General features: G+C 40.8%; 21 protein-coding genes and 2 pseudogenes. 6 read left to right on the plus strand and 17 right to left on the minus strand.

The features are described from left to right. Positions 1 to 10: 10 nt before the first annotated feature. From alr to nrdR, 15 genes are all read right to left on the minus strand, one after another. Positions 11 to 1,114, minus strand: a complete 1,104-nt coding sequence (gene alr / locus B7709_RS01925; protein ID WP_084971225.1) for an alanine racemase — start codon at positions 1,112 to 1,114, stop codon at positions 11 to 13. Continuing rightward, positions 1,104 to 1,466, minus strand: a complete 363-nt coding sequence (acpS, locus tag B7709_RS01930) for a holo-ACP synthase (RefSeq protein ID WP_084971227.1) — start codon at positions 1,464 to 1,466, stop codon at positions 1,104 to 1,106. Before acpS ends, alr begins: the two co-directional genes overlap by 11 nt. A gap of 43 nt (positions 1,467 to 1,509) precedes the next feature. Then, positions 1,510 to 2,541 carry a 3-deoxy-7-phosphoheptulonate synthase gene (locus tag B7709_RS01935; RefSeq protein ID WP_084971229.1) on the minus strand — a complete coding sequence of 344 codons (1,032 nt, stop codon included), beginning with the start codon at positions 2,539 to 2,541 and terminating at the stop codon, positions 1,510 to 1,512. Position 2,542: 1 nt separating this feature from the next. Then, on the minus strand, positions 2,543 to 3,583 hold the full coding sequence (locus B7709_RS01940; protein WP_084971231.1) for a 3-deoxy-7-phosphoheptulonate synthase: 1,041 nt from the start codon (positions 3,581 to 3,583) through the stop codon (positions 2,543 to 2,545). 78 nt (positions 3,584 to 3,661) lie between these two features. Then, positions 3,662 to 6,175: a preprotein translocase subunit SecA gene (secA, locus tag B7709_RS01945; protein WP_084971233.1), complete on the minus strand. Its 2,514-nt coding sequence runs from the start codon at positions 6,173 to 6,175 to the stop codon at positions 3,662 to 3,664. 126 nt (positions 6,176 to 6,301) lie between these two features. Continuing rightward, on the minus strand, positions 6,302 to 7,057 hold the full coding sequence (locus tag B7709_RS01950; RefSeq protein WP_084971411.1) for a DNA alkylation repair protein: 756 nt from the start codon (positions 7,055 to 7,057) through the stop codon (positions 6,302 to 6,304). Positions 7,058 to 7,193: 136 nt separating this feature from the next. Then, positions 7,194 to 7,490 carry a hypothetical protein gene (locus tag B7709_RS01955; protein ID WP_084971235.1) on the minus strand — a complete coding sequence of 99 codons (297 nt, stop codon included), beginning with the start codon at positions 7,488 to 7,490 and terminating at the stop codon, positions 7,194 to 7,196. Between the two features lie 132 nt (positions 7,491 to 7,622). Next, complete coding sequence (locus B7709_RS01960; protein WP_061454354.1) at positions 7,623 to 8,219, minus strand: LemA family protein; 597 nt, start codon at positions 8,217 to 8,219, stop codon at positions 7,623 to 7,625. 164 nt (positions 8,220 to 8,383) lie between these two features. Continuing rightward, the gene (locus B7709_RS01965; protein ID WP_084971237.1) at positions 8,384 to 9,232 is read right to left on the minus strand and encodes a TPM domain-containing protein; all 849 of its coding nucleotides are present in this window, start codon (positions 9,230 to 9,232) and stop codon (positions 8,384 to 8,386) included. 199 nt (positions 9,233 to 9,431) lie between these two features. Further along, positions 9,432 to 10,481, minus strand: a complete 1,050-nt coding sequence (locus B7709_RS01970) for a DUF2971 domain-containing protein (RefSeq protein ID WP_239822488.1) — start codon at positions 10,479 to 10,481, stop codon at positions 9,432 to 9,434. Between the two features lie 117 nt (positions 10,482 to 10,598). Beyond that, positions 10,599 to 11,909, minus strand: a complete 1,311-nt coding sequence (gene der, locus B7709_RS01975; protein WP_084971241.1) for a ribosome biogenesis GTPase Der — start codon at positions 11,907 to 11,909, stop codon at positions 10,599 to 10,601. Positions 11,910 to 11,922: 13 nt separating this feature from the next. Continuing rightward, positions 11,923 to 12,636 carry an NADPH-dependent oxidoreductase gene (locus B7709_RS01980; RefSeq protein ID WP_084971243.1) on the minus strand — a complete coding sequence of 238 codons (714 nt, stop codon included), beginning with the start codon at positions 12,634 to 12,636 and terminating at the stop codon, positions 11,923 to 11,925. After that, positions 12,633 to 13,529, minus strand: a complete 897-nt coding sequence (gene dnaI / locus B7709_RS01985; RefSeq protein WP_084971245.1) for a primosomal protein DnaI — start codon at positions 13,527 to 13,529, stop codon at positions 12,633 to 12,635. The genes B7709_RS01980 and dnaI overlap by 4 nt, the downstream gene beginning before the upstream one ends. Beyond that, entirely contained in the window at positions 13,530 to 14,693 is a 1,164-nt protein-coding gene (locus B7709_RS01990) for a DnaD domain protein (RefSeq protein ID WP_084971246.1), read from the minus strand. Next, entirely contained in the window at positions 14,694 to 15,167 is a 474-nt protein-coding gene (gene nrdR, locus B7709_RS01995; protein ID WP_001203678.1) for a transcriptional regulator NrdR, read from the minus strand. It lies immediately after the preceding gene. Between the two features lie 140 nt (positions 15,168 to 15,307). On the opposite strand from nrdR, the gene B7709_RS02000 reads away from it, so the two are divergent. The 4 genes from B7709_RS02000 (at position 15,308) to B7709_RS02015 (ending at position 18,069) form a co-directional block, all read left to right on the plus strand. Continuing rightward, positions 15,308 to 15,673: a GntR family transcriptional regulator gene (locus tag B7709_RS02000; protein ID WP_000119122.1), complete on the plus strand. Its 366-nt coding sequence runs from the start codon at positions 15,308 to 15,310 to the stop codon at positions 15,671 to 15,673. A gap of 4 nt (positions 15,674 to 15,677) precedes the next feature. Further along, entirely contained in the window at positions 15,678 to 16,373 is a 696-nt protein-coding gene (locus tag B7709_RS02005; protein ID WP_084971248.1) for an ABC transporter ATP-binding protein, read from the plus strand. A 15-nt stretch (positions 16,374 to 16,388) separates the two neighbouring features. Then, positions 16,389 to 17,117, plus strand: coding sequence for a hypothetical protein (locus B7709_RS02010; RefSeq protein ID WP_084971250.1), 729 nt, complete (start codon positions 16,389 to 16,391; stop codon positions 17,115 to 17,117). A gap of 322 nt (positions 17,118 to 17,439) precedes the next feature. Then, positions 17,440 to 18,069 carry a hypothetical protein gene (locus B7709_RS02015; protein ID WP_084971252.1) on the plus strand — a complete coding sequence of 210 codons (630 nt, stop codon included), beginning with the start codon at positions 17,440 to 17,442 and terminating at the stop codon, positions 18,067 to 18,069. Between the two features lie 236 nt (positions 18,070 to 18,305). Here B7709_RS02015 and B7709_RS02020 read toward each other — a convergent pair. Further along, positions 18,306 to 18,877: pseudogene (locus tag B7709_RS02020) on the minus strand (IS982 family transposase). Between the two features lie 88 nt (positions 18,878 to 18,965). Here B7709_RS02020 and B7709_RS02025 point away from each other — a divergent pair. Then, a pseudogene (locus B7709_RS02025) lies at positions 18,966 to 19,163 on the plus strand (hypothetical protein); the annotation flags it as partial. Positions 19,164 to 19,265: 102 nt separating this feature from the next. Here the strand turns inward: B7709_RS02025 and B7709_RS02030 are convergent. Then, positions 19,266 to 19,580, minus strand: a complete 315-nt coding sequence (locus B7709_RS02030) for a winged helix-turn-helix transcriptional regulator (protein ID WP_084971254.1) — start codon at positions 19,578 to 19,580, stop codon at positions 19,266 to 19,268. 105 nt (positions 19,581 to 19,685) lie between these two features. Here B7709_RS02030 and B7709_RS02035 point away from each other — a divergent pair, with 105 nt between their 5' ends. After that, positions 19,686 to 20,300, plus strand: coding sequence for a nitroreductase family protein (locus B7709_RS02035; protein WP_084971255.1), 615 nt, complete (start codon positions 19,686 to 19,688; stop codon positions 20,298 to 20,300). Positions 20,301 to 20,312: the final 12 nt, after the last annotated feature.

The raw sequence follows: 20,312 nt of genomic DNA on the forward strand, positions 1-20,312 counted from the left end.
CCTTTCTTTTTTAATAATATTCTCTCGGAATGCGATCGCTGAGGAGGCAAACCACCTCATAATTAATGGTTCCGCGGTAGGTCGCTACCTGAGTTGCTGTGATTTCCTTGTCACCGTTGGAGCCAATCAAGGTTACTTTTGTTCCTAGCGGATAAATCTTAGGCAAGCGAATGGTGATTTGGTCCATAGAAACCCGTCCGACGATTGGGCAAGCTTGTCCATCTACCAAGACGGAGAAATTTTGCAAGTCTCGAGTCCAACCATCTGCATAGCCAATTGGCACGGTCGCGATGACTTGCTCACTATCCGCCTGATAGGTGGCTCCATAGCCCATGCAGGCTCCAGCTGCAACTGTTTTGACATGAACAAGGGCAGATTGCAAGGTCAAGGCTGGTGTCAGGTCATAAGGTAAGTCCAAGACCTCTCCGCTAGGATTCAGACCATACATAGCATCTCCCATACGGACTGCATTGAAAATAGTCTCTGCATGCCAAAGAGTCGTTGCAGAATTGCTAGCATGTACCAGCTCTGGCACTTCCTTCATACTTTCTAAAATAGTCTTAAAGCGTTCTAACTGCTTATTAAAGTAGGTATCTGATGCTTCATCTGCAGTCGCAAAGTGGGTAAAGATTCCCTCAACACGAACCCCCTCTTTCTTGAGCAAGTCCTGAGCTTGATCAGCTTCACTGACCTCTCTAAAACCAATCCGTCCCATTCCTGAGTCAATCTTAAGGTGAACCGACAAGCCATCTAGGTCAGCACCAGTAGCTAAGAGTACTTGAATCCACTCCAGTCCAGCCACTGTTAAGGTGATGTTATATTCTTTAGCCAGAGAAACAGCTTCTAGCTCAGAAACTCCTAAAATGAGGATTTTCTTGTTTATCCCTGCTTGACGAAGTTCAATAGCTTCATCAATATTGGAAACGCAAAAGCCATCGACATCATCTTGGATAGCTGTGGCAACAGCTACTGCCCCATGCCCGTATGCATTGGCCTTAACCACTGCCCACTTGAGCGTCCCTTTAGGGATATGACTTCCCATTTGTTGGATATTTTTTCGAATAGCTCCCAGCTGAATGAGAGCCTTGGTTGGTCTATGTGGACTAGCTTTCATGATTTTCCTCCAAAATGACACTGGCTGTCACAAACTGATCTGTATGGCTGATCGACAGCCAAATCTTTCCTGAAAATGGCGCCTGACTAAAATAGGGAGCCCCTCTTTCATTGTTCAAGACTTCCAAATCCTGAAAGGTCAGTTTACCAATACCTGTCCCCATAGCCTTGGAAAAAGCCTCCTTAGCCGACCAACGACCTGCCAAATATTCGATTTGTCTGCGCTCTTTGAGACTGCTAAATCGCTCCATTTCCTTAGCGGTCAGCACGCGATTGGCAAATCCTTTATGTCGTGTAACTGCGCCTTCTATCGAAGCCAATTCTTCGATGTCAATTCCATGTCCAACTATCATACTCACAAAAAGAGTTGAGATTCCCCCAACTCCATCCTTTCACTTATTTTGTTAAGGTAGTATAAATTTCGTCTACCAAGGCTACTGTATTTTCCCAACCTAGACAAGGGTCAGTAATGGAACAACCAAAGATTTCTGGTTGGTTTTGGCGACCATCTGCTAGATAAGATTCAATCATAAAGCCTCGAACCGTCTTTTTAATCTTTTCGTTCCAGTCGCGATTCAGCAAAGCTTGGCGAACAATGCGAATTTGTTCCATATACTGCTTACCTGAATTGTCATGATTAGTATCGATGATAATGAAGGGATTTTCAAGTCCCATGGTCTCATAACGGTTGATAGCGTTTAAGAGGGTCTCATAGTAGAAGTTAGGTTCATTTTTGCCATATTCATTCATGGCGCCACGAAGGATAACGTGGGCCAAGGGATTTCCTGAAGTCTCCACCTCTTGACCATGGTAAAGGAAGGTTTGCTTGTTTTGAGCTGCATAGATGGCATTAAACATGACCCCAAGGTTCCCAGATGTTGGATTTTTCATCCCAACTGGAGCATCAATCCCAGACGCCACAAAACGGTGCTCTTGGTCTTCCACTGAACGAGCTCCAACTGCATGATAGCTGACCAAATCATCAACCAAAACGAGATTTGACGGATAAAGCATCTCATCAGCCGTCGTTAAGCCCGTTTCGGTAATCACACGGTAGTGCAGCTGACGAACTGCCTGCAAACCATTGATGAGACTAGGCGCCTCGCTAGCATTTGGCTGATGAATCATACCCTTATAGCCATCTCCATTAGTACGAGGCTTGGCAGTATAAACACGCATGACGATAAAAATTTTATCCGCAACTTTTTTCTGCAAGTCTGCTAAGCGACGAGCATATTCCAAAACAGCCTCTTCATTATCAGAAGAACAAGGCCCCATCACCAAAAGGATTCGGTCATCCTCACCTGAGATGATGGCTGCCAACTCCCGATCACGAGCTTCCTTATAACGCAAGGCTTCAGGTGACAACTGGGTCGCAGCCTTGATTGCTTCAATATCTATTTCTTGACCTTTTTCGATAAATGCCATCTTATTCTCCTAGTTCTCCTAGCGTTTGGTAGATTTCGCGAACAAGTGCTTCCGTATTGTCCCATCCTAGGCAAGGGTCCGTGATAGACTTGCCAAAAACTTCAGGTTCATTTTGACGTCCATCTTCCAGATAGGACTCAATCATAAAACCACGAACATATTTTTTGATTTTCTCATTCCAGTCACGGTTGATCAAGGTCTGGCGTACGATACGGATTTGATCCATGTACTGCTTGCCCGAATTGTCATGATTGGTATCGATGATGATAAAGGGATTTTCCAAGCCCATCTTTTCATACTGATCAATGGTATCCATTAAATTGTCATAGTAGTAGTTGGGAATATTTTTCCCATATTCATTCAAGGCACCGCGAAGAATGGCATGAGACAATGGATTCCCAGTCGTTTCCACCTCTTTACCGAGGAAGAGGAAGCTCTGCTTGTTTTGTGCTGCGTAAATCCCGTTAAACATAACATTGAGATTTCCAGATGTTGGATTTTTAAATCCTGTTGAAAAATCTGCTCCACTCGCTACAAAACGGTGCTGTTGATCTTCTACAGAACGAGCTCCAACAGCCATATATGAAATCAAATCATCTACCAAAGGAAGGTTTTCTGGGTAGAGCATCTCATCAGCAGTTGTCATACCCGTCTCGGTAATCACACGGTAGTGTAGCTGACGAACTGCCTTGATTCCATTGATCAAGCTAGGAGCTTCTGTCGCGTTTGGTTGGTGAATCAAGCCCTTATAGCCATCTCCATTGGTACGAGGTTTGGCTGTATAGACCCGCATGACCATAAAGATACGGTCTTTGACTTCTTCTTGCAAGGCAGACAAGCGCTTGGCATACTCGAGGACTGCCTCCTCATTATCAGATGAACATGGTCCAATCACCAAGAGAATACGCTGATCCTCTCCACGGATGATGGCTTCCAATTCCTGATCACGCTGGTATTTTTTTTCATAAGCCAAACCATCTAGTTTTGACAAGGCGCGAACTTCTTCAATGTTAATTTTAGGACTTTTAGCTGTAAATACCATGATTCATCTCCTTATAAAGCAAACGGACACCAAGTAAAAATGTATTTTCACCAGGTATCCGCCTGTTCTTATGTCTTATTAGTTTCGTCTTCCATGACAATTCTTAAATTTCTTACCTGAACCACATGGACAAAGTTCATTACGCCCAATTCGGCTCAAGTCCACATCTGCTGGAAGATTTGCACGCTGGGCTGCGATATTACGAGTAGCCGTTGTGCTAATATTAACCTCCGTCTGTGGTCTTTCTTGTTCATGGATTTGCGCTTTCATCATCAAACGAGTGACGTCAAATTCAATTGACCCAATCATATCGTTAAACATGCGGAAACCTTCTGCCTGGTACTCAACAACTGGGTTGTTTTGCGCATAGCCACGAAGTCCAACAGCATTTCGCAACTGGTCAAGAGCATCAATATGGTCTGTCCACTTGTTATCCACAACACGCAGAATCAAGACTTTTTGGAATTCCTTGACTGCGTCCTCGTCTCGTAATTTTGAGATTTGACTATCGTAGACCTTTAAGGCACGTTGGAAGAGTTCATCTTTGATATCACGATCTGACAAACCAGCCAAATCTTCCTCAGAAATAGAACCCTCTGGTAGCAGATTGTATTTAGCAAAGTTCAAGATAGCTTTGATTTTTTCTTCTTCCTTAGAACGTGAATGAGCATCCACAACTCGTCCGATCGTACGTTTAATCATAGCGTGAATCTCAGGAGCCAAGTCACGGTCAGCAGTGATAACATCATAACGCTGCGCATAGATAATCTCACGTTGTTCGCGCATGACATCATCGTATTGAAGAACTTGTTTACGTGTATCGTAGTTATTCCCCTCAACGCGTTTTTGAGCTGCTTCAACCTGACGGGTCAACATACGGGACTCAATAGCTTCTTCTGACATATTGAGGCGTTCAAAGACACCTTTCAAGCGGTCTGAACCGAAGCGTTTCATCAAGTCATCTTCAAGAGATAGGTAGAATTGAGACTCACCTGGATCTCCTTGTCTTCCTGAACGTCCACGAAGCTGGTTATCAATACGACGGCTCTCGTGGCGTTCTGTACCGATGACACAAAGTCCACCCAATTCACGAACACCTTCACCGAGCTTGATGTCAGTACCACGACCGGCCATGTTGGTTGCGATGGTAACCGCACCACGTTGACCAGCGTTCATAATGATTTGCGCTTCTTTGTAGTGGTTCTTCGCATTTAAAACTTCGTGGGGAATTCCTGCTGCAACCAATTTCTGAGAAATATAATCACTGGTTTCAACGGCAACAGTACCAACCAAGACAGGTTGTCCTTTTTGGTAACGAACCTTGACATCTTCAACAACAGCATTAAATTTTGCTTCAATACTTGCATAAAGAAGGTCAGAGTGGTCAATACGTTGAACAGGACGGTTAGTTGGGATTGGGATGACACGAATGTTATAGATTTCACGGAATTCTTCTTCCTCTGTCTTACCAGTACCCGTCATACCAGACAACTTCTTATACATACGGAAGAGATTTTGGTAGGTGATAGAAGCTGAAGTCTTGGTTTCGTCTTGAATCGGCACGCCTTCCTTGGCTTCGATGGCTTGGTGCAAGCCATCAGAATAACGACGACCTTCCATAGTACGACCTGTAAATTGATCGACAATCAAGATTTCCTGCTCTTCGCTGACCACATAGTCAATATCAAGAAGCATGATATAGTTAGCACGAAGGGCATTATCAATGAAGTGGGTCAAGGCCACGTTTTCAATATCGTAGAGATTTTCCAGTTTGAAGTAGTCTTCAGCCTTGTCAATCCCTGAATCAGATAAACCAATAGTCTTAGACTGAATGTCAATGATATAATCATCTTTGTCCAAAGATTTGACAAAGTGATCCGCCATATGATACAGCTGACTTGTTTCGACAGCATTGGCTCCTGAAACGATCAAAGGCGTACGCGCTTCGTCAATCAAAATCGAGTCTACCTCGTCAACTAAGGCATAGTTAAGCGGACGTTGTACCATATTTTCAGCTCGAACGACCATGTTATCACGAAGGTAGTCAAATCCAATCTCAGAGTTGGTTGAGTAGGTGATATCACATGCATAAGCCTCTCTTTTTTCCATCGGAGACTTAGCTGCTAAGTTAATCCCTACTGATAAACCAAGCCATGAATAGAGTTCACCCATTTCAGTCGCATCACGCTCAGATAGGTATTCATTGACCGTTACTACGTGAACTCCTTTTCCAGACAAGGCATTCAGATATACCGGCATAGTCGCTGTCAGGGTTTTTCCTTCCCCTGTACGCATCTCAGGTACATCTCCGTGGTGAAGAACGATTCCTCCCATGACCTGAACCTTATAAGGGAAGAGTCCAAGAACACGTTTAGCCCCTTCACGGACAACCGCAAATGCTTCGTACAAGAGTTGATCTAGCGTTTCACCATTTGCATAGCGTTCCTTAAATTCAACCGTTTTTGCTTGCAGTTCTTCATCGGTCAAGGCTGCCATTTGTTCTTCATAGGACATGACCTTGTCTGCCATTTTTTCTAATTTTCTTATTTCACCTTTATCATTTTCGATGATTTTTTTTAAAATATTAGCCATTATTTTCCTTACTTTTAATTCTGAAGATTTTAGAATGTTCTTTTAATTGTAGCATATTTACTCTCATTTTTCAAGAAAGAATCCTTACTTTACAAAGGAAAAAGACATCTCTAAAATCCACTTTTTTCAATCTTCTGTCGGCATTTTTTTATTTTTTGTTCGTGATGCATGCTTGATGATCCAAGCACAACTGGGACTTAGATCCTCCCTCTTCCAAGTTTGAAGAATCCTTTCAAACTTATCGGGGGCTTCCTTATATAAATCATTTAGATTGTTCGCTACGCTTTTTTGAATGGACTTGTCTTTATCATCCTTTAGATTGGTCAGAATAGTGGTGAAATCCTCAAGATAATCTAACACCACGGTTTGTCTCTTAGCCCAAGGCAGACGGATACGCATGCACTCGCTGGCAAGTCTACGAACGCGCAAATTTTCATCCTGACTCCATTCTATCAGCAAAGCCATTGTATCCTTAGGATAGCGAGCCAGTAAGGGCCTCATGGAAAATTCTCCCGTAAATCGCTTGGTGAGTTCCTTACTAAAGGCCGCGCTCAATTCAAATTCCTTGTCTCCATATAGCTCTACATATTTGCCAATTGGCCAAAGCCAGTAACCTTCTGAAAACATGCCTAGACCACCCTCTAACTCAGGACCTAAAATTTTCTCAAAAACCTTGAGAGAATCCTGATAAGATAGGGGAAGGCAACCTTTGATACTTTTAGCCAAGAGTTCTTGACGCTGGCTAAACTCTAACTCTTCCAAATCTTTTTCTAGCAACAAGCTAAATTTTTGTCCATCAAAGGCGGGGGACGCTGCTTGCAACCGTCGACTCAAATCCTTAGCATAAGCCAGGTCATAATAGTCCTTTACTTTTTTCGCCATTTTTAAATCCCTTAATCTTCTGTTTACGGAACTTATTATATCATACAGATAGCTCGTCAACCAAATCATTTTCACTTCTCAAACTATTTTGACAAGAAAATAAAAAGGGCTAGAAGCTAGTCTAGCCCATCAATTTTTAGTGTTTAATTCCAAAAAATGCTGGTAATAAGCCAAAGTACAAAAAGAGATTGATCCAGAAGGCCATACAAAAGATCACTCCAAAGAGGAAGAGACTCATCTTTTTAGTCAGTACTGAGAAAAAGATTGCCAATACACCAAAGACCACGAAGAGTTTTTTCATAACGAAATAATAAATTGAAACTCCTCCTATTGGCCAATCCCAAGGAAGAAAGAACATGAGGAACCAGAGAAAGCAAATCGTAAGAATATATCTCTTGTAGTGCGCTTCAAGAAAAGCTTTTGTTTTCTCCATAGCAGACCTCCATTTTAGTCACTGTCTCTTTCCTTTTATTATACCAAAAAAACCTGGAAAAGGCTTTCCAGGTTTGAGTTTGAAATCACTAGTCACGCTAGAGAAATCCCTTTATTCATAGGCCGATTCACTTTATTGACTTGATGAAGATGTTCCAAAATCAACCTTAGGAACTGTTTTGGCTTCTTCTGTTTCTTTGAAGGTTTCAGCTTCTTTGAAATTCATCATATTCGCAAAGAGCACGGTTGGAAAACTTCTCAACTTTTGATTGTACTCGGCCGCGACTTTGTTATAATCCTTACGTGCTACAAAGATACGGTTTTCACTTCCTGAAAGTTCCACCATCAGTTGCTCAACATTTTGATTGCTCTTGAGTTCAGGGTAGTTCTCCGTCAAGGAAATCAAACGGGAAAGAGCGGAACTCAACTCTCCCTGAGCCTTTTGGTTTTCTTCCGATGTTACTGAGCTACTGCCGATTTTAGCTCTAGCATCAGCAATTTTAGTAAAGACTTCCGTTTCATGATTCATTTGTCCTTTAACGGACTCCACCAAATTACCAATCAAGTCTGAACGACGTTGGAGGGCTGTTGAGACATCGGCCTGAGCCTGCTCCACTTTAGTCTGTTCACCGATCAGACCGTTATAGGTCGTCACTGCGGAACAACTTCCCAAAACTAGTAGTCCAAAGAAAATCGCCACTATAGAGAGAATTACTTTATTTTGTTTCATATCAAAACCTTAACACTTTCTTTTATCAACTTTTCTGAGATAGGACTCAGATTTTAAATCAATTTCCCAATCTTTGTTTTTTTATTCTAAATTAAGGAGTAAACTTTTGCAAAGGAGTTGCCTTACTGCTTTGAGGAATCGGTTTAAGATTTATATAGGGTCACTCACCAGTCATCAGACGAACCGCCACCATCAAAGCCACCGCCGTCCCAGCCTCCAGATGAGTCTGAGCCCGAGTCTGACCAAGAAGATCCTGAATCTGATGAGTCACCGCCCCACCAGCCTCCGCCAGAATCATCTCCACGTGAACCACCACGATCTCCAAATATAAATCCAATAATCATGACGATGAAGTAAATCAGAGCTCCAAATCCGATAACTCCGTCGCTCGAACTGCTTTTTCGATGCCGTTTCGAAGATTGGCTCTCACTGGTATACTTTTCAATTTCTCTTAGACGACTAGAATTAGTAGCATAGTCGTAACTACTTTTAGAACTTGAAGAAGGTGTACTCGAACCACTATAGAACATGTAGTTGAGATTGTTTACTATAGAGAGAACTCCCTTGTTGTAGTCACCATTTTGAAAGTAGGGGCGTGCTGTTGTCAAGAACCTGTGAGTCTGATAATCTGTGATCTTACTGGCCACATTATTGCTGGTTTCAATCCGTGATTTTCTATCTTGAACTGCAAGCACAATCAAGACACCGTGATTATCTCCCGAATAGCCAATCTTCCAAGCTCTAGCTGTTTCATTAGCAACTGTTTCGATTGTTTCTCCATCTAGGCTTTTCACAACATAAACGCCTATTTGGAATTTTTCCGCTTTTTTACTATTGACATTATTCAATTCTCGAATCTGACTAATTGTCGCGTCAGTCAAATAGTGATTTGGATCATATATCCCGTACTCAGGTTTTTCAGGTGCAGTGAATGCTGACAAGAAGAGAAAGACCATCAGCAATCCAAGCAAGCGAACCAACAAACTATGTTTAAATAATCTGCTTCTTTTCATAATAACCTCCCTGATAAAGGAAAATTGATTTAAGGAATTATAGCATTTTGATTTTTACAAAGAAAGTGCATTTTCATTACAAAACTGTGACAGCAACCCTGAAATTGATGTTAATTTGATGACAAGTCTTCCAAAACTCGACCCCAATAAGAGAAAGAAGACCTTGTGTTTTCTTTTTCTTATTGAACTTACTTTTCTATTAAGATTTTAACTGGTAATTTAAAATATCTTTTTCTAATTTTTGGATAGGGTACTGCGCCTTCACTTTTATTTTTGTATTGTTACAGCCAGCGTATCCTTGCACGACATCCACTTGTGGAATGAGCACCCAATCTCCAAGAACTTCTTGCGCGGCTTCCGCTTTTTCATCCAGAATGCACACAAAGCGGTATTCTCTCTCGTGTTGCCACTCTTTGAATTTTGCAAAGGTCGCCTTAATATAAAAATTCAGATTCGAATAAGAGAATTGGTTGCTATTGCTTCTCGTATTAGGACGTTTATCGATATACTCCACCGGGCCGTATACACAGAGTCCGTCTACCTTCAAGGAATGAATTTTATCCAAAAGACTCGCATACGAATACTCAAGCGCATAACCTGCGTGGCTATTGGCGTAATAGGACCACATTAAAATATTATCTGCAGCATGCGTAAAACAAAACACACGGAAGAAATCCATCATCGAATGACCATCCGCATAGTAGCAATTACAATCAAACGGGTCGTTGAAATGCTTCGGATGGCTAAATGACACATTCCCTTCCACCACATGATAGGGATTCTTCTCAATCGTTTCCTTGGCATAGTACTTCACAAAAACTTGTCGCTCAGCTTGAATCCTTGCTTCTGCCTTTTTAAAATACCTCTCAACGTCTTCTTTAAATACCCCTTGAAACTGCTCGACTAACTGATCTGGTGCTAAAAAGCCCAGTCGAATATTCTCGGCAAGCTGGTCATTAAATCCTTTATCCGCCTTTTCTACATCAAATCCTTCAGGAATCCTAGTATTCCTGGTTTGAATAAACATAACCTTCTTACACTCTACCTCTACCGTTTTCCTAGTCGGTTGTTTAAAGAGCGCCACAAACACTTTCTCTTCTGTTGCCCGGTTAGCAATTAAAAAACAATTACTATCGAGATAGGACTCCACCAAATGGTATTCTTTATGCGTCTGTAAGAATGTTACCTTTGCAATCAAATAACGATATAGTTCAATGTCCTCTTTTAGAATGATTTTCAATAAAGTCACCACCTCTATAAAAATTTAAAAATTATTTAAATACTCAATATTGTTTAGTAAAAAAGAGCAATCATATACAATTACTCTTTCATCACTAATTACTAGGACTTAATCCTTTTTATCATTTTATTTCCGTTTTCTTGCAATCAGATGAATCGGTGTTCCCTCAAAAACAAAAGCTTTGCGGATTTGATTTTCCAAGAACCGCAGGTAAGAGAAGTGCATGAGTTCTTCTTCGTTGACAAAGATGACAAAGGTTGGTGGCTTGGTCGCCACTTGAGTCGCGTAGAAGATTTTGAGACGTTTCCCTTTGTCTGTCGGTGTTGGATTGATAGCAATGGCATCCATAATCACATCGTTCAAGACAGCTGATGGGATACGGGTGTTTTGACTTTCGCTGATTTGCTTGATCATCTCAGGCAATTTGTGAAGTCGTTGCTTGGTAAGAGCTGAAACAAAGACAATAGGAGCATAAGGCAGGTATTGGAACTGCTCACGGATATCTTCTTCCCAGTTCTTCATGGTATGGTTGTCTTTCTCAAGAGTATCCCACTTATTGACTACGATGATCATTCCTTTACCAGCTTCATGGGCGAAACCTGCGATACGCTTGTCGTACTCACGAATTCCTTCTTCGGCATTGAGGACCATCAAGACCACATCTGAACGGTCAATGGCACGCATGGCACGCATGACAGAGTATTTTTCAGTATTTTCGTAGACTTTACCAGACTTACGCATACCAGCTGTATCAATCATGGTAAACTCTTGACCATCAGCATCTGTAAAATGGGTATCAATGGCATCGCGCGTTGTTCCAGCTACTGGACTAGCAATCACACGGTCTTCTCCCAAAATGGCATTGATCAAACTTGATTTCCCAACGTTTGGACGACCAATTAAGCTGAATTTAATGACATCTGGATTTTCTTCTTCAACTTCATGTGGTAGATTTTCCACGATGGCATCCAGTACATCACCTGTCCCAATACCGTGGACAGACGAAATCGGTAGCGGTTCTCCCAAACCTAGCGCATAGAAATCAAAGATATCATTTCGCATCTCAGGATTATCAACCTTATTTACAGCAAGGATAACAGGTTTATGGGTTTTATAGAGTTTGCGTGCTACGTACTCGTCCGCATCTGTAATCCCTTCTTTACCAGAAACCACAAAGACGATGACATCTGCTTCTTCCATGGCAATTTCTGCCTGGTGTTTGATTTGCTCCATGAAGGGAGCATCGACGTCGTCAATCCCTCCAGTATCAATCATACTGAAAGAACGGTTGAGCCACTCACCCGTTGCATAGATACGGTCACGTGTCACACCCTCGACATCTTCTACGATTGAGATTCGCTCACCAGCGATTCGGTTAAATAGGGTTGATTTCCCAACATTGGGACGTCCTACAATGGCAACAGTTGGTAAGGCCATGTTTTCTCACTTTCTACAATAACTTTTTCTGTTCTAGATTCTTCCGAGTTGAGCTAGGTTCGGCTTGACCAAACTGCTCTGCCAAACGCTGACTCCAAGAGGTCGTCGCACGCGCACCAGCATAGTCTTCCTGTACTTGGTCATAGTCCAAAATCGCTTCAACTGGCTGTTCTTGGTATTCTTCTTCAAAAACCACTTGGCTCAAAGGTAGTCTTGGTTTGACATCATGTTGTTGATTTGGCACACCGAGGGCAATCCCAAAAACAGGGTAGGTATAGTCAGGCAAGTTAAAAAGCTCTGCCACTTCTTCCGACTTATAACGAACCAAACCGATAATCACACCACCATATCCCAGACTCTCTGCCGCAAGCAAGGTGTTTTGACCAGCAAGCGCAGCATCCACAGATGTGATGAGGAGACCTTCCACTCCTTGAGGTTGGAAAACATCCGTATGAAGGCTCGCTCCCTTTTCAGCTCGGTTCAAGTCACCGACAAAGAGCAAAAAGGCAGCTGACTGGCGAATGGCTTCCTGAGGAACCAGTTCATATAAGGCATCTTTCTTCTCTTGACTGCGCACAAGAATCACAGAGTAGGATTGGAAATTTTTCCAAGATGACGCCATTTGTCCAGCAGTTAAAATCTCATCCAAGTCTGCCTGAGGAATCTCTTGCTCCTTAAAGCGACGAACTGAAGTATGAGCTTTCATCAGTTTAATGGTTTCTGTCATCGGCGATTTTCTCCTTCTAGTCTCGTTTCCTCAGCTAAATAACGAATCCTTTCCATGACCCGTCTAGCTTCCCAAGTCTCATCATTTCCATTTTTTCCTTTGGCAAAATGTTTTTCCAAATCTTGGAAATTAAAGTTGGAAGTAAAGAAGGTCGGCAAATCTTCCTGCATGCGATACTGGAGGATGACTTGGAGAATCTCATCACGCACCCAAGGGGTAGACTGCTCTGCACCAATATCATCCAAGACTAAAACTTCTGCTAACTTGATCTCATCCACCAAGGTCTTCACAGATCCTTCACCGATGGCATTTTTCACATCAATGACAAAACTTGGATAGTGGAGAATGGTTGTTGAAGCACCTCGTTTTTCAGATAGGTCATGGGCCAGAGCCGCCATCATGAAACTCTTACCAACACCAAAATCTCCATAAAGATAGAGGCCTTTTCGGATACTAGGGTAAAGGTCAACAAAGGCATAGAGTCTTTCAAAAATCGGCAAACGGCCAAGATCATCTAGGTCAATCTGAGCCAATTTCGCTTTCTTGAGACTTGCTGGAAGATTGATCAACTTGAGACGATTCTTAATTGCAGCCTCTTTTTCTGCCGCGATTAGTTCTGGTGTTTCTTCATAAGACACATCCGCATATCCGTGATTCATAACCAAGATGGGCTTGTAGCCACGCGCTATATAGTCCGCATCCCCACGAAGAAACTTGTCCCGTTCTGTGATATATTGGTTGAACTTGGAGATGCTACGATTCAACTCCTCTGGGCCGAGGGATTCTTTCTGGATAAAAGCCGCTACATCGGGGTCCTTCATGATCTGCTGGACCAAGTCCTGATACTGAAAACGACTTGTCTGACGTTTGATAACGTCACCCACACTTTCCATCTAGTCTCCTCCTTCTTCTAATCGGGCTAACATTTCTTGTTTTTTACGTTCTAGTTCCAGACGAGTTTCCTCGCTGGTTTGATTTTTATATTCTGGATTGCTCCACTTGGGAACATTTGTCTTAGTCGAGCTAGTTTTCGATTTCTGGTCTTCTTGCCCTTTTTGCTGACGCTCTCGAATCCGAAGCACAGCCTCTTCTGCTGTCCGAATTTTTTGATAAGCATAGTCATTTGCGACCTTCATGGCATATTTTTCATTGACATTAGCCGAATCAACCTTGTTAAAGGTTAGAAGCAAGACGATATTGATGACTTCGTCCAACAAGCCTAAAGACGCCATCTGGTGAAGGAGTTCTCTTTCACTTTGGGTGATGTTCCCCTTACGCGTTTGCTTGATTTCCGCTAAAAATTGCAGGGGTGTTTTATTTTTGGCTTCCCTGATAATGGTCATTTCTTTGGGGTTAAAGTCAGAAGATGCTGGTTTTTGTGCTATCTTTTCACGCATGCGTTTGACTGAAATAACCTGAGCCACCGCTGTCGCCTTAGCTAATTGATAGGTTTCAAACCAGGTCCATTTTTTTTCGTCTGCGATGGCAAACAATTCCAAAACATCTGCCTGCTCATTTTCAAAACGCAAGCCATCTCGAGCCATCAGGCGCTGGAAATGTTCCAAGTCAAAATCATTTTTTAACTTGCTTTTAGACTCGCTTGGTGTCACTTCTTCGGTCAGGATTGGAAATACTTGGCTCAAAGAAACAGAGAGTGCTTCTCCCTCACTTGGAGCCTGCTTCATAGCAGAAACAGCTGTATCCCCAATCTTTTTCTCTAATAATCTGCTATAGACAGAATGACTTAGAAATTCCTGACTGGAGATGGGAGAATGAAGCTGTAATTCATAGATTTCTCCCCTTTGATAAAGGGTCAACAGATCTAAGGCAGATAAGATTTTAAAGGATTGGAGCAAGGTCGGCATGCCAAAGTTTAAGTGATTGAGGATATGGGAAAAGAGATGCTCCTTTTGCCCACCATCCCAAAAGGTAATGGTATATAGATAGAGGCTCAGTGCCTCCTGACCGATAATCGGGAGGTAGCACTGCACCAGAGAAGAGGTATCTTGCGACACCCGATTATTCTTTAGAAAAGAAAAACGGTCATTTGGTTTCATCTATTTTTCCTTTTTCTTTTTAGAGGACTGGGTGATTTGCTGGAGCAGACTCTCCAACTCACTCACATCCTTAAAGCTACGGTAAACACTTGCAAAACGAACATAGGTAATCTCATCAAGCTCTGCCAATTCTTCCATGACTAAAGAACCAATATATTCGCTTTGGATCTCATTCTCACTGCGACTACGGAGTTTTTGCTCGATGCGATTGACCACCATGTTGATTTCATCACTTGACACAGGACGCTTCTGGGCTGAGCGGATAATCCCATTAAAGATTTTATCTCTCGAAAACTGCTCACGTGTACCGTCTTTTTTGACGACAACCAGTGTTCTCTCTTCTACTCGTTCATAGGTTGTAAAACGATGCTGACACTCATCGCACTCACGTCTTCGGCGGATGGTATTTCCTTCTTCGGCTTGTCGACTATCAACAACACTAGACTTGGTAGCCCCACATTTTGGACAACGCATGCATTTCCCTCCTTGTCGTTTTCTTTTCATTATACCATTTTTTGATCAATTCCCAAAACAATTCTTATTTTTACTTGACAAGTTTTTTGTTTTATTGTATTATTTAATTAGAACAATAAAGATAAAGAAAGGAGACTATGATGTCCTGGTCATTTGATAATACAAAACCCATTTATTTACAGATTATGGAAAAAATTAAACTACAGATTGTTTCCCATGAACTGGAACCCAACCAACAGCTCCCTACCGTAAGAGAACTGGCGAGCGAGGCTGGGGTTAATCCCAATACCATTCAGCGCGCCTTGTCTGACCTTGAACGCGAAGGATTCGTTTATAGCAAGCGAACAACTGGTCGTTTTGTCACCGAGGATTTGGACCTCATCGTTCAGTCCCGCAAACAACTTTCCGAGGAGCAACTGCAACACTTCGTCTCTTGTATGCTTCAATTTGGCTACAAAAAAGAAGAACTGCCAAATGTATTAAGTGATTATATCAAAGGAGTTTAAGACTATGACATTATTAGCACTTGAGAATGTATCAAAATCTTATGGAGGCACTATTGCTCTTGAAAATATCTCACTTGAGATTTCGGCTGGCAAAATTGTTGGTCTCCTCGGCCCAAATGGATCTGGAAAAACGACCTTAATCAAACTGATCAATGGCCTCCTTCAGCCTGATAAAGGACGTGTTCTCATTAACGGATTAGATCCAAGTCCTGCTACCAAGGCGATTGTCTCCTATCTGCCTGACACAACTTATCTCAATGAAGAGATGAAGGTCAAAGATGCTCTAACCTATTTTAAAACCTTCTATCAGGATTTCAATCTTGAACGCGCCCAACATCTGCTTGCAGACCTGGGCATTGATGAAAATAGTCGTTTAAAGAAATTATCAAAAGGAAACAAGGAGAAGGTCCAACTAATCCTCGTTATGAGCCGTGAAGCCCGCCTCTATGTTCTTGACGAACCAATCGGAGGTGTGGATCCAGCTGCCCGTGATTATATCCTCAACACCATCATCAACAACTATTCCCCAACTTCTACGGTACTGATTTCAACCCACTTGATTTCAGATATTGAGCCAATCTTGGATGAGATTATCTTCCTCAAAGACGGAACAGTCGTCCGCCAAGGAAATGTTGATGATATTCGTTACGAGTCAGGTGAATCAATTGACCAGCTCTTCCGTCAAGAGTTCAAGGCTTAGTTAAAGGAGATTATTATGTTTTGGAATTTAGTTCGTTATGAATTTAAAAATATCAATAAATGGTATCTTGCACTCTATGGTGCTGTACTTGCAATTTCAGTTTTGATTGGGGCTTTTCTTGGTAGCCTTAGCCAAAGTTACAATTCTAACAATGCTGTTTATTTCATCTTCTTTTTAGTACTAGTCTTTGGAGGACTCAGCGTCACTCTTTGGATTGCAACAATCTTTTTAATCATCCGAAGATTCAAGGGGAGTGTTTATGACCGTCAAGGGTATTTGACCCTGACCTTGCCTGTCTCTGAACATCAAATCATCATCGCAAAACTTTTAGGTGGTCTTGTCTGGTCCATCTTAAGCTATATCGTCTTTATCTTGAGTGTACTGATTATCTTCTTCTTAACACCAATAGAAAAAGACTTCACTGTCCTCTATAACTTCATTTCCCCTTACCTCAGCTATGGCTGGCTGTATGCCCTATCACTATTTGTCGGTTCGATTACATGGATCTTGTCCATTTACCTCGCAATCTCAATCGGACAACTCTTTAACGAGTATCGAACAGCTATGGGGATTCTAGCCTATATCGTCATTGCCATCGTCATTGGTTATGTTTCTCTCTTTTTCCGAATTGAAAATAACTTTAACATGATGATTGGTACAGAAATTCTGCGCGATCTCTTTTTATCAGCTATCTACTATCTCGGTACCTACTATATCTTGAAAAACAAGGTTAATTTGCAATAATCTCATAGTCTAGCGACAATAACTCGCTAGGTTTTTTTATCATCTTTAACATAATGTAAATAAAATGCGTAAACAAAAAATAACGAATTTGTTATAGCAAAATCTATTACACCACTAAACTAAATATATTCTTATAGATCAATTTACTAAGTATGAGAACGATATTCCAACATACTTGAGGTCTTATTAAAATTACCCCCTATAACTATAATAAAGTTTTTACACAAAATTATTGACACAATTGACAATGTTTTTAATCTATATAAGCTTCTTTTATGATACAATAGAGTTATTAAAAATAAATAACTTTTAGGAGCCCCATATGAAACAAAGAAATAGATTACTATTTTTAGTCTTATTATTTATTAGTCTTTTCTTAGGAGCTTGTTCCCAAAATTCAGCTCAAACAGAAATAACAGGCAAAGGAATCGTTGAATTAATAAACGAAAGCAGAGAGAGAGTATTCTTCGTCGCTAACGCCTCTAGTGATACAATTTCAAAAGATGATAAAATAACGTATATATATTTCACGAAAAATGGCAACGTTACATCCTATGCTATTGGTAAAGAACCTGAAAATACAAAAGATTCTAGTGAAGAACAAGTTGAAATTACACTTAAAGACATAACAAATAAAAGTATTGATGAAATAAAAAAATTATCGGAAAAAAACTTCTATGATAAGAAAGAATTTGATATTGTTAAGGGAACTATAGAAACTGATCCTTCCGGTAATAGAACAGTTGCAGAAAAATTAGAATTTACAAATAAAGACAAGGAAAAGGCTGAATTCCTTTCAAAGTCACTTATTTATGGACAAATTTATAATCAATTCTATGCTGGCTACTCATTGGAAAAATCCTATCTTATAACAGAAATTCCTACTAAAAAGTCTTCAGTTCCTTTTGATAAAGTTGGTGGAAAAAATATTATTGAAAATAGTGGCTTGTAATCTAATAGTACCTAAAACAGACATATACATATCACCAAATTAAGTTCAAACTAACCAACTGTCAATACTTCATACATTACCCAGTAATTGCTCTCTAATCAAAAATACATTATCTCATCAATTCAACTTTTTAGAGACTCATCACATCTTGAGAAACAAGGTTAACTTGCAATAAGTTAAAGGTCTAGCGACTCTGTATCGCTAGACCTTTTTTTAGATATTTTGTACTCGTGGTGCTAGTTAATTTCAAAATATCTTAAATTATAAGCTAATACGATTTGTTCTATCCTCAATTGCAATCCTGTTTTTCCTCTAGCTGGTGTTTTCCCATATCGAAAAGCGTACAAAGTTCTGAAAAACGTGTCTCAATAGTCTTTCTCATAGCCATTAGTTTCCAATGATTATGTTGCTCAGCCCCCGCCATATTTTGACGTAAGGGAATCCAAAGATGATAACTTTTTTGCTCCAAATGATCTCTAAGCTCACGACTAAGATAGCTTAAATCAGCCAAAATGTAAGAGTGATGGCAGTTTTCCAATAAGTCCTCAACGGCTCTAATATCATGAACAGAGGCTGATGTCACAACGTAGTTTAGAATATAGCCTGATAGGGTGACCAGCATATAAACTTTAAACCCATAGAACCATAGATTCAGAGATTGGTCTGAAACTTTAGATAGACAAATATTGCGACGATGTTTGAAAGGTTCAGGGCAATAATCACGATACAGCTGATAACAAAGTTTTGATAATTGTTTGATATTCCATTGTAAGTGATGGAATTTAGCGGTATACTGTAAGTGGCTCATTTGGACGTCCTCTCTGTTTGTTTGGTCACTTACAGTATAGTCCTTTTAGGCTTTTTATGGTATTCTGAAATTAACTAGCACCACGGGTAATAATGTTTTTATAGATATACCTATGAGACTTATGGCACTTGGGTTAGTTAGAGAAACAACTAATAAATCTTTAAACAAGTATATTGGAAACGGTATGTTTGCAGTAACCACAGCTACAATGGAGAGAGCAAAGTCAAATTCTAGAACTTTTGATATTACTGAATTCGGTAGAGTTTTAATAGATATTTTAAATTAGTGATTAGATTAAAACGCCATAGAAAGAAACACAAATGAGGACCGCAGACTACAGTGTGATAGGCGGTGTTTGAAAGTATTTCAGTATATCTATCTGTTCAGCTTATAAATTTTCCCTCCCCCAGTCATTTAAGCCCATCATGAGTCTTAGAAGCTCTTGTCCTTTTGGACTGAGTGAATACTGGGTGTGCAGTGGCCAAGTGTTAAAGTCTTCTTTGATGATGAGATTCTGTTTGATAAGATCATCTAAGGAGCGAGTTAACATTGTTTTTGTAATCCCCTTAACATCCCGTTTTAATTGATTAAAACGGGCGGGTTGTTTTTGGGAAATAATCCAGAAAATTTGTAGTTTCCACTTTCCTGATAGACTATCCATGACCCTGGTCAAACCACAATTCCAGTTTTCTTTCGTCTGCATAAATTTCCTCTCAATGGTAGTCACAAAAAAGTGACTACTGTTTTTCTTTATTTGGATCTATTATAATAAAACTATCTTGAAAATACAAAAGGGGGAATAAATACTATGGAAAGTATTTTAAATTTTTTAGACGGACGCAGGTCTGTCAGGCAGTTTGATACCCAAGCAGACTTGGGAAAGGGTGTGATTACTGATATACTGAAACATGCCAGCTACGCCCCATCTGGGAATAATTTTCAACCTTGGCAGGTTGTGGTTGTCAGCAATAAAGAAAAGCAAACACATCTAGCTGAGTTTGCGGCGGGACAGCTGCAAGTCAAGGAAGCTTCTGCGGTTCTTTTGCTATTTGGTGACAAGACGGCCTATGATTTGGATTGGTGGCAACATTTCCATCTGGAAAAAGGAGCAGCTACTAAAGAGGCAATTCCTGAGCGAATCAGGCGAATGGAAGCATATTTTAGTCTGCATCCAGAAGATAAGGGAATAGAAGGACTTCGACTGGATGTTGGTTTATTTGCCATGAATCTCATGCATGTCATACGGGCTTATGGCTATGACAGTGTCCCTATGCGGGGAGCTGATTTCACAGCGATAAAGACCTATCTAGAGGTTCCAGAGGATTGGGAGCCGATTTTAATGTTGCCGATAGGAAAAGCCTTGAAGGCCGGTCATCCACATGCTAGGCGCTCTGTCGAAGAATTTGTCAGGTTTATTGACTAAATGCCCATATAG

It is taken from the genome of Streptococcus oralis subsp. dentisani (assembly GCF_002096335.1).
Classification (GTDB): domain Bacteria; phylum Bacillota; class Bacilli; order Lactobacillales; family Streptococcaceae; genus Streptococcus; species Streptococcus oralis_Z.

Coding starts and splice junctions, on each gene's coding strand:
- B7709_RS01960 (WP_061454354.1), bottom strand. CDS start 8,219: ATGAAACAAAATAAAGTAATTCTCTCTATAGTGGCGATTTTCTTTGGA.
- B7709_RS02000 (WP_000119122.1), top strand. CDS start 15,308: ATGTCCTGGTCATTTGATAATACAAAACCCATTTATTTACAGATTATG.
- B7709_RS01965 (WP_084971237.1), bottom strand. CDS start 9,232: ATGAAAAGAAGCAGATTATTTAAACATAGTTTGTTGGTTCGCTTGCTT.
- B7709_RS01980 (WP_084971243.1), bottom strand. CDS start 12,636: ATGACAGAAACCATTAAACTGATGAAAGCTCATACTTCAGTTCGTCGC.
- B7709_RS02015 (WP_084971252.1), top strand. CDS start 17,440: ATGAAACAAAGAAATAGATTACTATTTTTAGTCTTATTATTTATTAGT.
- secA (WP_084971233.1), bottom strand. CDS start 6,175: ATGGCTAATATTTTAAAAAAAATCATCGAAAATGATAAAGGTGAAATA.
- B7709_RS01955 (WP_084971235.1), bottom strand. CDS start 7,490: ATGGAGAAAACAAAAGCTTTTCTTGAAGCGCACTACAAGAGATATATT.
- B7709_RS01990 (WP_084971246.1), bottom strand. CDS start 14,693: ATGAAACCAAATGACCGTTTTTCTTTTCTAAAGAATAATCGGGTGTCG.
- B7709_RS01940 (WP_084971231.1), bottom strand. CDS start 3,583: ATGGTATTTACAGCTAAAAGTCCTAAAATTAACATTGAAGAAGTTCGC.
- B7709_RS02030 (WP_084971254.1), bottom strand. CDS start 19,580: ATGCAGACGAAAGAAAACTGGAATTGTGGTTTGACCAGGGTCATGGAT.
- alr (WP_084971225.1), bottom strand. CDS start 1,114: ATGAAAGCTAGTCCACATAGACCAACCAAGGCTCTCATTCAGCTGGGA.
- B7709_RS02035 (WP_084971255.1), top strand. CDS start 19,686: ATGGAAAGTATTTTAAATTTTTTAGACGGACGCAGGTCTGTCAGGCAG.
- B7709_RS02005 (WP_084971248.1), top strand. CDS start 15,678: ATGACATTATTAGCACTTGAGAATGTATCAAAATCTTATGGAGGCACT.
- acpS (WP_084971227.1), bottom strand. CDS start 1,466: ATGATAGTTGGACATGGAATTGACATCGAAGAATTGGCTTCGATAGAA.
- B7709_RS01950 (WP_084971411.1), bottom strand. CDS start 7,057: ATGGCGAAAAAAGTAAAGGACTATTATGACCTGGCTTATGCTAAGGAT.
- B7709_RS01935 (WP_084971229.1), bottom strand. CDS start 2,541: ATGGCATTTATCGAAAAAGGTCAAGAAATAGATATTGAAGCAATCAAG.
- B7709_RS02010 (WP_084971250.1), top strand. CDS start 16,389: ATGTTTTGGAATTTAGTTCGTTATGAATTTAAAAATATCAATAAATGG.
- nrdR (WP_001203678.1), bottom strand. CDS start 15,167: ATGCGTTGTCCAAAATGTGGGGCTACCAAGTCTAGTGTTGTTGATAGT.
- dnaI (WP_084971245.1), bottom strand. CDS start 13,529: ATGGAAAGTGTGGGTGACGTTATCAAACGTCAGACAAGTCGTTTTCAG.
- der (WP_084971241.1), bottom strand. CDS start 11,909: ATGGCCTTACCAACTGTTGCCATTGTAGGACGTCCCAATGTTGGGAAA.